We start from the raw sequence: 14,164 nt of genomic DNA on the forward strand, positions 1-14,164 counted from the left end.
CACTGCGCACCCGACCGGTGCGCCGGGGTGTCAGACGGCGGCTTCGTCCTGCTCGCCGGTGCGGATGCGCACGACGCGCTCGACGCTGGTGACGAAAATCTTGCCGTCACCGATCTTGCCGGTGCGCGCGGCGCTCACGATGGCGTCGACGCAGCGCTCCACGTCGTTGGAATTCACCACCACCTCGATTTTCATCTTGGGCAGGAAGTCGACGACGTACTCGGCACCGCGATAGAGTTCGGTGTGGCCTTTCTGGCGGCCAAAGCCTTTGACCTCGGTCACGGTCAGGCCCGTGACGCCGACTTCAGCGAGGGCCTCGCGCACGTCGTCGAGCTTGAAGGGTTTGACGATGGCGGTGATCTGCTTCATGAAAACATGCTCCCAGCGGGTTCGTTGAATAGAGATTGTCGATAGGGTAACGCCAATCGTTGCCAAAGCTGAGGTGGGCTGCATGAATGTCGACCGGCAACTGGCAGGGTTGAGGCGCCGACGGTCATTGCGGCGTGCGTTCCACGCCGAATTGCATGGGCTGGTACGCTCCAAGGCGATGCGCACCGGCTCCTCGCTCTCCAGTTATTTTGACTCCATCGTCCCGCGGCCCTACGGGCAGGCGTACCTTCTTCTTGTCTTCACCACGTTGATCTGGGGTGCAAACGCAGTGGCTGCGCGCCTTGCGGTCGGCCAGATCCCGCCGATGACGCTGACCTTCCTGCGCTGGATCGTGTGCTGTGCCGCCCTGATCCTCACCTCGCGCGGGGAAATCCAGACGCACTGGCGCAAGCTGCTGCCCTACTGGCGGTCCATCACGCTGATGGGGGCGCTGGGATTCACCGGCTTCAACGCGCTGTTCTACGCCGCCGCCCACCACACCTCGGCCATCAACATTGCGATCATCCAGGGGACGATTCCCGTTCTGGTGCTGATCGGCAGCTTCTTCTTTTTCGCGACGCGCGTGACGGCATTGCAGGTCGTCGGCGTGGTGGTGACGCTTGCGGGCATTGCAGTGGTGGCCTCGCACGGCCAGTTCGAGCAGTTGGCCAATCTCGAATTCAACATCGGCGACGTCTGGATCGTCATTGCGTGCCTGCTGTATGCGGGCTACGCGCTGGGCCTGCGCCGGCGACCTGACGTGCCCGCCATCGTTTTCTTTGCTGCGACGGCCCTGGTGGCCTGCCTGGTGTCGCTGCCCCTGGTGGCGGCGGAAGTGGCAATGGGCCAGTTTTTCGTGCCGACGGCCAAGGGGCTGGCGCTGGTGGTCTTCATCGGCTTGCTGCCGTCATTCATCTCCCAAGTGACCTTCATCCACGCGGTGAGCCTGATCGGCCCCGCACGCGCCGGCGTGTTCCTGAACCTCGTGCCGATCTTCGGGCCGTTGCTGGCGGTGATGGTGCTGGGTGAGCCCATTTCCGCCTATCACGGGGTCGCCCTTGCCCTCGTGCTGGGCGGCATCTACATTGCCGAGACACTCGGCGCCCGCAAGACTTGACTGCCTTGACCGCCCCCGTCATTCGCATTCACCGTTCGCCCTCCGAAATCAACGCGGCCGCCTGGGACGCGTTGCTGGCTGCGCAGGCCGCGCCTTCCCCCTTCATGCGCTACGCCTACCTGTCGGCGATGGACGAAAGCGGCAGTGCGTCGCCGTCAAACGGATGGACACCGATCTTCGTGACGCTGTGGCGAGGCAGTGAACTGGCGGCCGCCTGTCCGCTCTACCTCAAGGACCACTCGTACGGCGAATACGTCTTCGACTGGGCGTGGGCCAACGCGTACCACGAGCATGGACTGGCCTACTATCCCAAGGCCGTCGTTGCCGTGCCCTTCACGCCGGTGCCGGGAACGCGCCTGCTGGCCCGCGATGCGGCCAGCCGCGCCTTGCTGGTGCAGGGGCTGGTGGCGTGGTGCGGCCAGGAGAAGCTGTCCTCGCTGCACCTGCTGTTTGGTGCCGACGAGGACATCGCGGCCTGCGTCGAAGCCGGCTTGATGATGCGCCACACCGTGCAATTCCATTGGGAGAACAAGGCATGGCGCAGCTTCGATGACTTTCTCTCCAGCCTTGCGCACGACAAACGCAAGAAGATCCGCCAGGAACGTCGCAAGGTACATGATGCCGGCGTCAGCTTCCGGTGGGCTCGCGGCACCGACATCACGGCCAGCGATTGGGACTTTTTCTACCGCTGCTATGCGCGCACCTACCGTGAGCATGGCAATCCGCCCTACCTCACGCGCGAATTCTTTTCGCAAATGGCACAGCACATGCCGCAGGCGTGGCTCCTTTTCGTCGCGGAGCGCAAGGGCAAGGCCATTGCGAGCAGCCTGATCGCGCTGTCCGGCGACGAAACCGCGACGGACTCCCCCGAAGTGGCCTACGGCCGCTACTGGGGCGCACTGGAGCGCGTCGATTGCCTGCATTTCGAGGCTTGCTACTACCAGCCCTTGCAGTGGTGCATCGAGCACGGCGTGACGCGATTCGAAGGCGGCGCGCAAGGCGAGCACAAGATGGCGCGCGCCTTGATGCCGGTGAAGACGACCAGCGCCCATTGGCTGGCACATCCCTCCTTCTCCGATGCGGTGGAACGCTTTCTGGAGCGCGAAGGCGCCGGCATTGAAAGCTACATGGACCACTTGGGCGTGCGCAGCCCGTTTCGCCAAGTCACCTGAGCCTCCGGCAAGACGAAGGAAGCCATGAAAAATGCCCCGCGGCCGAGGCCTGCGGGGCATGCTTGCCGAGGGCGGAACGACTTACTTCTTGTACGCCGCGATACCGTCGGTGATTTCCTTCTTTGCTTCTTCGATACCCTTCCAGCCCAGCACCTTGACCCATTTGCCGGCTTCCAGGTCCTTGTAGTGCTCGAAGAAGTGGGCGATGCTTTTCAGGCGCATCGAATTGACGTCTTCCACCGTCTTCCAGTGCGTGTAGATGGGCAGCACTTTGTCAGTCGGCACGGCAAGCACCTTGCCGTCGATGCCCGCTTCGTCTTCCATCATGAGGATGCCCAGGGGACGGCAGGGGCAGACCACGCCAGGCATGAGCGGATACGGCGCAATGACCAGCACATCGACCGGATCGCCATCGCCGGACAGCGTCTGCGGCACGTAGCCGTAGTTGGCCGGGTAGTGCATGGCGGTCGTCATGAAGCGGTCAACAAAAATCGCGCCCGAATCCTTGTCGACTTCGTACTTGACCGGATCCGCGTTCATCGGGATCTCGATGACGACGTTGAAGGAATCGGGGACGTTTTTTCCCGGAGAAACTTTGTCGAAGGCCATTGTCTTGCTGAGTAGTAAAAAGTTTTATGGAGGTGCGGACAAACCCGAAGTTTACTTTCCGCGTCACCCCGCTTTCACACGAAATGTGTTTTTTGCCTGTAAATTGCTCCCGTTGGCCAATCGGTCGCCTGTTTACGACGGGCGGCTTCGAGGAAGCAACGCGGCGAAGGCTCTGACCCCGTACGCGTTGCGCACTGGAATACCAGCCTTCGTCTCCACAGCAGTCATAACGATCTACTGGAGAAGCTAGGCATGACAGGTAACACCCCTCTCGTCCTCGCCATCGTGTGCGGCCTCGTGGCCGTCGCGTACGGCATCTGGGCGCGCAGTTGGATACTTTCTCAAGACGCAGGCAACGCGCGAATGCAGGAGATCGCTGCGGCGATCCAGACCGGCGCCGCAGCCTATCTGGCCAAGCAATACAGAACGATCGCCATCGTCGGCGTTGTTCTGGCCATCCTGATCGCAGTGTTCCTGCACCTGACCACGGCCATCGGTTTCGTCGTGGGTGCGGTGCTTTCGGGCGCCTGCGGCTTCATCGGGATGAACGTTTCGGTGCGCGCAAACGTCCGCACGGCGCAGGCCGCCACCAAGGGCATTGGCCCGGCGCTGGATGTGGCATTTCGCGGGGGCGCCATCACCGGCATGCTCGTGGTGGGACTGGGGCTGCTGGGCGTCACGCTGTTCTACTGGTTCCTGGCGTCTGGCGCCGACGTCGCCGGCGAGCACGGGCTGGCGAAGGTTCTGGACCCGCTGATCGGCTTTGCTTTTGGCTCTTCACTGATTTCCATCTTCGCCCGTCTGGGCGGCGGCATTTTCACCAAGGGCGCTGACGTCGGCGCCGACCTCGTGGGCAAGGTGGAGGCCGGCATTCCGGAGGACGATCCGCGCAATCCGGCGGTGATCGCGGACAACGTGGGCGACAACGTGGGCGACTGCGCCGGCATGGCGGCCGACCTGTTCGAAACCTACGCCGTGACGCTGATCGCCACCATGGTGCTCGGCGCGCTGATGGTGACGGCGGCGCCGGTCAACGCGGTGGTGTATCCGCTGGCATTGGGCGCCGTGTCGATCATCGCTTCGATCATCGGCTGCTTCTTCGTGAAGGCCTCGCCGGGCATGATCAACGTGATGCCGGCGCTGTACAAGGGGCTGGCGGTGGCGGGCGTCCTGTCGCTGATTGCCTTCTGGTTCGTCACCAGTTGGCTCATTCCCGACAACGCCATTCGCGCGAGCGGCAGCCAGTTGCACCTGTTCGGCGCCTGCTTCGTGGGCCTGGCACTCACGGCCGCGCTGGTGTGGATCACCGAGTACTACACGGGCACGCAATACGCGCCGGTGCAGCACGTGGCCAAGGCCTCCACGACGGGCCACGGCACCAACATCATCGCGGGCCTTGGCGTGTCGATGCGCTCGACCGCGTGGCCCGTGATCTTCGTGTGCATCGCGATCATTGCGTCGTACCAGCTGGCTGGTCTCTACGGCATCGCCATCGCGGCAACGTCCATGCTGAGCATGGCGGGCATCGTGGTGGCACTGGACGCCTACGGCCCCATCACCGACAACGCGGGCGGCATTGCCGAGATGAGCGAAATGCCAGCGTCGGTGCGTGACATCACCGACCCGCTCGACGCCGTCGGCAACACGACCAAGGCGGTGACCAAGGGCTACGCGATCGGCTCTGCAGGCCTGGCAGCGCTGGTGCTCTTTGCCGACTACACGCACAAGCTGGAAAGCTACGGCAGCGCGATCAGCTTCAACCTGTCCGACCCGCTCGTGATCGTGGGCCTGTTCATCGGCGGCCTGATCCCCTACCTCTTCGGGGCGATGGCCATGGAAGCCGTCGGGCGCGCAGCCGGCGCCGTGGTCGAGGAAGTGCGCCGCCAGTTCCGCGAGATCCCCGGCATCATGGAAGGCACCGGCAAGCCCGAATACGGCCGTGCGGTGAGCATGCTGACGGGCGCGGCGATCAAGGAAATGATGATCCCCTCGCTGCTGCCGGTGCTGGTGCCGATCGTGGTCGGCTTGGCGCTCGGCCCCAAGGCCCTCGGCGGCCTGCTGATGGGCACGATCGTCACGGGCCTGTTCGTTGCGATCTCCATGTGTACCGGTGGCGGCGCATGGGACAACGCGAAGAAGTACATCGAGGACGGGCACTTCGGCGGCAAGGGCAGCGAAGCACACAAGGCCGCGGTGACGGGCGACACCGTGGGCGACCCCTACAAGGACACGGCCGGCCCTGCAGTCAATCCGCTCATCAAGATCATCAACATCGTGGCCTTGCTGATCGTGCCGCTGGTGGTGAAGTTTCACGGTGGCGATGCGGCGGCCGCGGCACCGACGCCACCGGCCATCACTGCGCCGGCGCCAGCGGTAGCTCCCGCAGCCGCTGCGCCTGCAGCATCGACTTCCGCCCCCGTTGCTGACAGCGGCGCCTCCATCAAGACCGAGGGCGGCGTGGTCAAGTTCTACTTCGCCACGGCAAGCGCCGACGTTCCGGCTGGCGGCGACGTAGCGCTGGCCGATATCGTGAAAGCGGTGCAAAGCGGCTCGCGCGTGGTGGTCAGCGGCTTCCACGATGCCAGTGGCGACGCGGCCAAGAACGCCGAACTCGCCAAGCAGCGGGCCATGGCCGTCGGCGCCGTGCTCAAGACGGCAGGCGTTCCGGAAGACAAGATCGACATGGTCAAGCCCGAGCAGACCAAGGCGGACGGACCAGCCGCCGAGGCGCGTCGCGTCGAAGTGAAAGCGCAGTAAACCAGTGCTCTCCACCGCAGCCGTGACGTGCTGGTGGCTCTACGACCCCGGCCAGTTCGCGGCGGGGCAATGATCAGCACCGCTACAGGAGCCCTTCGGGCACCAATGGGCTGAAGATGTTGTTGTAGAGCCGCTGGGTCCATGTCGATTCCGGCTCGGATGTGAGGACGATCTCCTTGTCCTCGTCCATGGTGAGCCACTGGAGGGTGTCGCTCGGCGGCACCAGCCGCAAGCGGTAGGCGCTTTCCAGCTTGCTGATGTTGATGACGCGCAGCAGTTCGCGCGCCAGCGGCGGGCTCTCGACCATGATGCCCAACTCCGTGTTCGCCGTTGCCGATCGCGGGTCGAGATTGACCGAGCCGATCAGGATCTTCTCCTTGTCGATCACTGCTGTCTTGGCGTGCAGGCGGCCGAGCGAATTGCCGAACATGCCCAGGCGCTTGTTCTTCGTCGTACGGGCGGGGCTCAGCTCATACAGGTCGACGCCGATCTTGAGCATGCCTTCCCTGTATCGCGCATAGCCGCCATGTACCAGTGGCTCATCGTTGGCCGCAAGCGAGTTGGTCAGCAGGGTGACCTTGACGTCGCGCGTGCGCAGTTCCTCGAACGCCGCCATTCCGCGCGGTCCGGGAACCAGGTAGGGCGAGGTCATGTAGACCTCCTTCTGCGCGAGCATCAATTGCTGCCAGACGCGCGCCGTCACGCTGGTGGCAAAGGCCTCGTCCTGCGTCATGGAGCGAAGCTTGGCGGGCGGGTCGGCCACCGCATTGGCTCGGCCCCAGATCAGGCCGATGCGGCCTGCGTCCAGTTCCTCGCCGACGGGGCCGTAGCCGAGCACATCCGTGGGCGGCAAATCGACTTTGGGCGACGGCGCAGCCATTGCCACTTCGCTGTCGAACTCGTTCGCCATGGCGGCGCGGCCGCGCGTGGGCTTGACGATCGCCGCGATGGGATAGACCTCTTCGCTGTTCCAGTAGTCGTCGAAGATGCCCTCGAGCTGCGGCACCACCTTGCCCATGAAAACGGCGTCCATGTCGACGAAATTCTGTGCGATGTTCAGGGTGAAGTATTCGTCCGCGATGTTGCGGCCGCCCGCCACGCCGATCACGCCATCGGCAATGAAGAGCTTGTTGTGCATCCGGTGATTGAGGCGGCCGATGTCGAAGGCTGAGGTGATGAAGCGGCTGTTCAGTTCTTCGCGGCCACAGCAAAATGGATTGAACAGGCGCACCTCGACATTGGGCGTGGTCGACAGCGCGAGCAACAGTTGCTGGCTTTTGGCCGTGTAGAGGTCATCGACCAGGAGTCGCACGCGCACGCCACGCAGCGCCGCCTCCTTGAGGGCCCGCAGCAGCAGTCGACCGGTGCCGTCGTTTTCAATGACGTAGTACTGCACGTCGAGCGAGCGCTGGGCACGCTTGGCCAGCTCCAGGCGCGCGTCCAGCGAATACACGCCCAGTGGCATCAGGCGAAAGCCGGAATGCTCATCCGGTGGCGTGGAGGCTTGCACAATTTTGGCGAGCGCGGTGTTGGGGTCGACGGGCAACATCAGGGTCGGCGCCATCTGCTTGTTGGCCGGGAGGGCGCCGCATCCTGCCAGCAGCAGCGCAACCAACCCCGTCGACACCCGGGCCGGGAACCGGGGCAACCTGCATGAACGCAAGCAGCGCAATAAGATGCCGGCGAAACTCCGCGAGAGACTGAACATGACAAGCTCATTCCGCAATTGGTTGGCGACGCTGGCGATGATGCCTGCATTTGCGCTCAGCCTGCCTGCCTTTGCAGCCTTGGACATCGGCGAAGCCGCGCCCAAGTTCAACGCCCCGGCGGCGCTGGACGGCAAGCCATTCACCTATTCGCTGGGCGACGCGCTCGCCAAGGGCCCGGTGGTCGTGTATTTTTTTCCGGCGGCATTTTCCGTGGGCTGCTCGATCGAGGCGCACGCCTTTGCCGAGGCGATCGAGAAGTTCGCAGCCTTGGGAACCACTGTGATTGGCGTCTCGACCGATGACATGGAAACACTGTCCAAGTTTTCCAGCCAGACCTGCCAGGGCAAGTTTCCGGTGGCTTCCGACAGCACCAAGGACATCAGCAAGTCATTCGACGCCTTGATGCAGACGCGGCCGGACTACGCCAACCGCATCTCCTACGTGGTGTCTCCCAATGGGCAAATCGCCTTTTTCTACCAGAGCCTGAATCCGTTCAAGCACGTCGAGAAGATGCTGGCCGCCGTCAAGGACCTGCCGCAGAACCGCGACAAGAAATAGTTGCTTGACTACGCGGACGGCGCGATCGCTTCGGCGTATTCGTAGAGCTCGCCCAGGATGCCCTCGGCGCGTTCGTCCGCGTTTTCGGCGAGCAGGTCGATTTCCGCGAAGAAGGCGTCCACGTTGCGCGCCCCTCCCTCGCCTTCCAGCAATCGCGCGGCGCGATGCGACTCCCAGCGTTCAGCCTCTTCAGGCGCCAGCGTTTCGGGGTAGTTGCGCGCCCGATAGCGAAACAGCAACTCCTCCAGCCGCGGATCGTCGAAACCCGAGCGCGCGAGCGCCAGGTCGGCGGCGGACAGGCCGCGAAGGTGATCGAGCCGGCGCCGGTCGCCGTTGCCGACGAAGCCGCCATAGAGGTCCTCGTCCACGTCGGGCGTGGCCTCCTTGGGCCGGGCGAACACATCGGGCCAGATCGCGCTCATGTCGGGCAGGCTGGCCGCGATCTCGGCGTGCCGCATGGCAGCGGGCATGTCGATGCGCCAGCGGTCCGCCATCTGCGCGCTCAGGGTCTTGAGGTTGCCGACGACCATCGGCGACTTGTTGAGGTGCACGCTCTTGATAGGCAGCCGTACCACGCCTTCCGGCAGGTCGGCCGTCCGCGTGAACAGGCGGTGCCGGATGGTGGCCGTGTCCAGCGTCGCCAGTTCGGTCGGGTCGTGGGCGAGATCCCAGGCGATCAGTTCGTTCCGGTTGGTCGGATGACTGGCCAGCGGCCACATCACGCCAAGGCAGCCGCGCTCGGCCGGAAACATGCCCGAGGCATGGAGAAAGGGACGCGCCGTGGCGCGCGTGGCCGGCAAGCCGAGTTCGGCCGCGACGCGGTCCTTCTTGTGCAGGCCGAACGCAAATTCGAAAAGCCGGGGTTGCCGGTCGCGGATCAGCCGTGCCAGCGCGATGGTGGCGCGCACGTCCGACAAGGCATCGTGCGCCGCCTCGTGGACCAGACCATTGGCACGCGCGAGGTCTTCCAGCTTGAAGCTGGCGGTGCCGTCTTCCTTCTTCGGCCACTGGATGCCATCGGGCCGCAAGGCGTAGGTGAGGCGCACCACGTCGAGCAGGTCCCAGCGCCCGCAGTCGTTTTGCCACTCGCGCGCATAGGGGTCGATGAGGTTGCGCCAGAACAGGTGCCTCGTCACCTCATCGTCGAAGCGGATGGTGTTGTAGCCGACGCCAATGGTGCCGGGCTGCGAGAAGGCGCGCTCGATCTGCGCTGCGAACACGTGCTCGGGAACGCCGCGTTCAAGGCAGATCTGCGGCGTGATGCCGGTGATCAGGCAGGCCTCGGGGCTCGGAAGAAAGTCGGGCGCCGGCTTGCAATAGACCATGAGCGGCTCGCCCACTTCGTTCAACTGCGCATCGGTGCGAATGGCGGCAAATTGCGCCGGCCGGTCGCGACGCGGCACGGCGCCGAAGGTTTCGTAGTCGTGCCAGAGGAAGGTTTGAACGGACATTGGGGCGAAGCGAGTTGAAATCAGAGCAAAGGAGAGAATAGCCGCGCCGTGGAGTCACCCAGGCGCCGCAGGAACTTCTGCTGGCGATGCGCACGAACGGCCGAGGCGCTGTGCAGATCGGTCTCGAACTGGGCAGCCAGCGCCTTGGCAAGCGCCGGGCCATATACGACGGCCATCACCTCGAAATTGAGCCGGAAGCTGCGATTGTCGAAGTTGGCGGTGCCGATCATCGCGCAAGAGTCGTCGACCACCAGCGATTTCGAATGCAGCATGCGCGCCTTGTATTCCCACACCTTGACGCCCGCGGCGATCAGTTCGTCGAAATAGGAACGCGCTGCGGCGCTGACGATGAGCGAGTCGCTGCGGCGCGGCACCAGCAGCCGCACGTCGACGCCGCGCAGGGCGGCGCTGGTGAGTGCCATCAGCGCCGGCTCACCGGGCACGAAATACGGCGTGGTGAGCCAGGCACGATGCGTCGACGACGCAATGGCGGCAACGTGCATGCGGTGGATGGCTTCCAGCGGACTGTCGGGCCCGCTGGTCACGATCTGCACCGGGATGTCGCCGGCATCGACGCGCGGCAGGAAGTACGGCAAGGCACCGTTGATCTCGCGCGCCACCTCGCCACTGGCGTAGTGCCAGTCTTCGATGAAGGTCGTCTGGAGCCAGCGCACCGCCGTTCCCTCGATGCGCAGGTGCACGTCGTGATAGGCGTCGGGCCGCGTGCGCGCATCCTCCGCGTCGGTGATGTTCACGCCGCCAGTGAAGCCGACGCGGCCATCGCAGACCACGATCTTCCGGTGCGTGCGGTAGTTGGTGACGGGCCGCAGCCGCCGCCCGATGCGCGTTTCATGAAACAGCGCCACCTTGATGCCGGCGGCGTGCATGGGCGCCATGAATTTCCGGCCGATGCGCTTGGAGCCCAGCGCGTCGAGCAGCAGCCGCACGGCAACGCCCTCGCGCGCCTTCTCGATCAGCAGGTCCCGCAGCGCCGTGCCGATCTGGTCCGGTTCGAAGATGTAGTACTCCAGATGAACGTGATGCCGCGCCTCGCGTATCGCCTCGAAAATGGCGTCGAAGGTCCGCTCGCCGCCGGAAAGCATCTGCACATCGGTCGCGTTCGACACCGGAAGGCCGCAGGCCGCGGTCCCGAGCGCGGCCAGTTGCCGCAGGGCAGGCGGCGCCTTTTCGCTGGCTTCCCGAAGTTGCTGAACGTCGGCGGGCCCCATGGCACCGGCGCGGCTGCGCAGGCGCTTGAGCCGCTGCTTGACCAGCCGTTGCGGACCCAGGAAGTAATAGATGAAGAAGCCGGCGAAAGGAATGAACGCCAGCGAGAGGATCCAGCTGAGCGTGGACACCGGCGCGCGCTTCTGCATCACGATCCACACCGACAACACCGCGATGTAAGCGCTCCAGGCCAGCGAAAGGCCGGTTTTCCATTGGGCGCTGATCTCGGGCAGGTTCAAAGGTGGGCTCGTCCAGAACAAAAAAGGCCGATAGCGATGCTACCGGCCTTTTTGAAGCGCGCCGAGAGGCGCTTGCCCGGCGCTTAACCGGTCGCGGCTTCTTCCGCTTCAGGCTTGGACTTGCCTTCCTTCTTCGGCAGCGGAACGATGTCCAGCAGGACTTCGCCCTTGTCGTCGAGGTCGACCGTCAGGCGTCCGCCTTCGGTGAGGCGACCGAAGAGCAGTTCGTCTGCCAGCGCACGACGGATCGTGTCCTGGATCAGGCGCTGCATCGGGCGTGCACCCATCATCGGATCGAAGCCCTTCTTCGCCAGGTGCTTGCGCAGCACGTCGGTGAAGGTGACCTCCACCTTCTTTTCGGCCAGCTGCGTTTCCAGCTGCAGCAGGAACTTGTCGACCACGCGCAGGATGATCTGCTCGTCCAGCGCCTTGAAGCTCACCGTGGCATCCAGGCGGTTGCGGAACTCCGGTGTGAACAGGCGCTTGATGTCGGCCATCTCGTCGCCCGCCTGGCGCGGGTTGGTGAAGCCGATGGTCGCCTTGTTCATGGTCTCGGCACCCGCGTTCGTCGTCATGATGATGATGACGTTGCGGAAGTCGGCCTTGCGTCCGTTGTTGTCCGTCAGCGTGCCATGGTCCATGACCTGGAGCAGCACGTTGAAGATGTCCGGATGCGCCTTCTCGATTTCGTCGAGCAGCAGCACCGCGTGCGGCTTCTTCGTGACGGCCTCGGTCAGCAGGCCACCCTGGTCGAAACCGACATAGCCCGGAGGCGCACCGATCAGGCGGCTGACGGCATGGCGCTCCATGTACTCCGACATGTCGAAGCGGATCAGCTCGATGCCCATGATGTAGGCAAGCTGCTTCGCCGCTTCGGTCTTGCCGACGCCGGTGGGCCCGCTGAACAGGAACGAGCCGATCGGCTTGTCGCCCTTGCCCAGTCCGGAACGCGCCATCTTGACGGCCGAGGCCAGCACTTCCAGCGCCTTGTCCTGGCCGAACACCACGCTCTTGAGGTCGCGTTCCAGCGTTTGCAGCTTGCCGCGATCGTCGTTGCTGACGTTGGCAGGGGGAATGCGCGCGATCTTCGCGACGATTTCCTCGACCTCGGTCTTGCTGATGGTCTTCTTGCGCTTGTTGGGCGGCAGGATGCGTTGGGCGGCACCCGCTTCGTCAATGACGTCGATTGCCTTGTCGGGCAAGTGACGGTCATTGATGTACTTGGCGCTCAGCTCGGCCGCGGCTTGCAGGGCGGCAGCGGCGTACTTCACGCTGTGATGCTCTTCGAAGCGCGACTTCAGGCCCTTGAGGATCTCGATGGTTTCCGCCACGGTGGGCTCCACCACATCGACCTTCTGGAAGCGGCGCGACAGCGCAGCGTCTTTTTCGAAGATGCCACGGTATTCCGTGAAGGTCGTCGCGCCGATGCACTTCAGGTGCCCGCTCGACAGCGCAGGCTTGAGCAGGTTGGAGGCGTCAAGCGTGCCGCCCGACGCCGCACCCGCACCGATCAGGGTGTGGATTTCGTCGATGAACAGGATCGCGTTCGGCTTGTCCTTGAGCGACTTGAGCACGCCCTTCAAGCGCTGCTCGAAATCACCGCGGTACTTGGTACCAGCCAGCAGCGCGCCCATGTCCAGCGAGTAGACATTGGATTCCGCCAGGATTTCCGGCACTTCGTTCTGCGTGATGCGCCACGCCAGGCCTTCGGCGATGGCCGTCTTGCCCACGCCAGCCTCACCCACCAGCAGCGGGTTGTTCTTGCGCCGGCGGCACAGGATCTGGATCACGCGCTCGACTTCGTACTCGCGGCCGATCAGCGGATCGATCTTGCCTTCCTTGGCAAGCTGGTTGAGGTTTTGCGTGAACTGCTCCAGCGGGGAAGACTTCTCGTTCTTCTCGCCGTTGCCTTCCTCGCCCTCGCTGGCGCCGCCCTCATTGCCCTTGGCGGGCTCCGGCGGATCGCTCTTCTTGATGCCGTGGGCGATGAAATTCACCACATCGAGGCGCGTCACACCCTGTTGGTGCAGGTAATAGACGGCGTGCGAATCCTTCTCGCCGAAGATCGCGACCAGCACGTTGGCGCCGGTGACTTCCTTCTTGCCGTTGCCGGTGGACTGCACATGCATGATGGCGCGCTGGATCACGCGCTGGAATCCCAGCGTCGGCTGTGTGTCGACATCGTCGGTACCCGCCACCTGGGGCGTGTTGTCCTTGATGAAGTTGGTGAGTGACGCACGGAGATCGTCGATGTTGGCCGAGCAGGCACGAAGAACTTCCGCGGCGCTCGGGTTGTCCAGCAAAGCGAGCAGCAGGTGCTCCACGGTGATGAACTCGTGGCGTTGTTGCCGGGCCTCGACGAAGGCCATGTGCAAGCTGACTTCCAGTTCCTGGGCAATCATGTGATTTCCTTTTTGCCTTGCTGTAAATATCTTCTAAATGGGTGGTTGTCCAGCTTATTCAACCGGCTCACTCACACACTGCAACGGATGGCCCGCCTGGTGGGCCGCCTCCATCACCTGGTTGACCTTGGTGGCCGCCAGGTCGCGGGAATAGACCCCGCAGACACCACGGCCATCGAGGTGGATCTTGAGCATGATTTGCGTCGCAGTTTCCCTGTCCTTGTTGAAGAATTCCTGGATGACGACGATGACGAACTCCATCGGGGTGTAGTCGTCGTTCAGCATCACCACCTGGTACATCTGGGGCGGTGCTGTCTTCTGCGGACGGCGCTCCATCACGACGGAGTCGCCGTCGTCCCGCGCCGGCTTCGCAGGCGGCGGTGTCTTGGGGACGGGAGGGATTCGGGTAGCCATGAAAATCATTCTATCGAGCACGCACAGGCCGTGCCTGAAGAGGACGAATTGGTGACGCGTTACAGACATATCAAGTGTCGCTTCATGTGAACGACGACACGAGAACCAAAAAAAGATCCAGCCTCCAGTGCACCGGTCGA

The 14,164-nt window shown here is 63.8% G+C and carries 11 protein-coding genes; 4 read left to right on the forward strand and 7 right to left on the reverse strand.

The features are described from left to right. Window positions 1–30: 30 nt before the first annotated feature. A complete protein-coding gene (locus tag QTI66_RS09675) occupies window positions 31–369 on the reverse strand; it encodes a P-II family nitrogen regulator (protein ID WP_286559279.1) in 339 nt (112 codons plus the stop codon). Between the two features lie 178 nt (window positions 370–547). Between QTI66_RS09675 and QTI66_RS09680 the strand changes: the two genes are divergently transcribed. After that, entirely contained in the window at window positions 548–1,486 is a 939-nt protein-coding gene (locus tag QTI66_RS09680) for a DMT family transporter (protein ID WP_286559280.1), read from the forward strand. A 5-nt stretch (window positions 1,487–1,491) separates the two neighbouring features. Next, a complete protein-coding gene (locus tag QTI66_RS09685; RefSeq protein WP_286559281.1) occupies window positions 1,492–2,658 on the forward strand; it encodes a GNAT family N-acetyltransferase in 1,167 nt (388 codons plus the stop codon). A gap of 81 nt (window positions 2,659–2,739) precedes the next feature. Here QTI66_RS09685 and ppa read toward each other — a convergent pair whose 3' ends face one another. Then, the gene (gene ppa / locus QTI66_RS09690) at window positions 2,740–3,267 is read right to left on the reverse strand and encodes an inorganic diphosphatase (protein ID WP_286559283.1); all 528 of its coding nucleotides are present in this window, start codon (window positions 3,265–3,267) and stop codon (window positions 2,740–2,742) included. A 252-nt stretch (window positions 3,268–3,519) separates the two neighbouring features. On the opposite strand from ppa, the gene QTI66_RS09695 reads away from it, so the two are divergent. Beyond that, complete coding sequence (locus QTI66_RS09695; RefSeq protein ID WP_286559285.1) at window positions 3,520–6,024, forward strand: sodium-translocating pyrophosphatase; 2,505 nt, start codon at window positions 3,520–3,522, stop codon at window positions 6,022–6,024. A gap of 82 nt (window positions 6,025–6,106) precedes the next feature. Here QTI66_RS09695 and QTI66_RS09700 read toward each other — a convergent pair whose 3' ends face one another. After that, window positions 6,107–7,588, reverse strand: coding sequence for a phospholipase D family protein (locus QTI66_RS09700; protein WP_286559286.1), 1,482 nt, complete (start codon window positions 7,586–7,588; stop codon window positions 6,107–6,109). 142 nt (window positions 7,589–7,730) lie between these two features. On the opposite strand from QTI66_RS09700, the gene QTI66_RS09705 reads away from it, so the two are divergent. Next, window positions 7,731–8,291, forward strand: coding sequence for a peroxiredoxin (locus QTI66_RS09705; RefSeq protein ID WP_286559287.1), 561 nt, complete (start codon window positions 7,731–7,733; stop codon window positions 8,289–8,291). 8 nt (window positions 8,292–8,299) lie between these two features. Here QTI66_RS09705 and sbcB read toward each other — a convergent pair whose 3' ends face one another. The 4 genes from sbcB to clpS form a co-directional block, all read right to left on the reverse strand. After that, entirely contained in the window at window positions 8,300–9,742 is a 1,443-nt protein-coding gene (gene sbcB, locus QTI66_RS09710; RefSeq protein WP_286559288.1) for an exodeoxyribonuclease I, read from the reverse strand. Window positions 9,743–9,762: 20 nt separating this feature from the next. Next, entirely contained in the window at window positions 9,763–11,208 is a 1,446-nt protein-coding gene (gene cls / locus QTI66_RS09715) for a cardiolipin synthase (protein WP_286559289.1), read from the reverse strand. Between the two features lie 83 nt (window positions 11,209–11,291). Continuing rightward, window positions 11,292–13,610, reverse strand: coding sequence for an ATP-dependent Clp protease ATP-binding subunit ClpA (gene clpA / locus QTI66_RS09720; RefSeq protein WP_286559290.1), 2,319 nt, complete (start codon window positions 13,608–13,610; stop codon window positions 11,292–11,294). Between the two features lie 54 nt (window positions 13,611–13,664). After that, window positions 13,665–14,024, reverse strand: a complete 360-nt coding sequence (gene clpS / locus QTI66_RS09725) for an ATP-dependent Clp protease adapter ClpS (RefSeq protein ID WP_286559291.1) — start codon at window positions 14,022–14,024, stop codon at window positions 13,665–13,667. Window positions 14,025–14,164 lie beyond the last annotated feature (140 nt).

Source organism: Variovorax brevis (assembly GCF_030317105.1).
GTDB classification, from domain to species: Bacteria; Pseudomonadota; Gammaproteobacteria; order Burkholderiales; family Burkholderiaceae_C; genus Variovorax; species Variovorax brevis.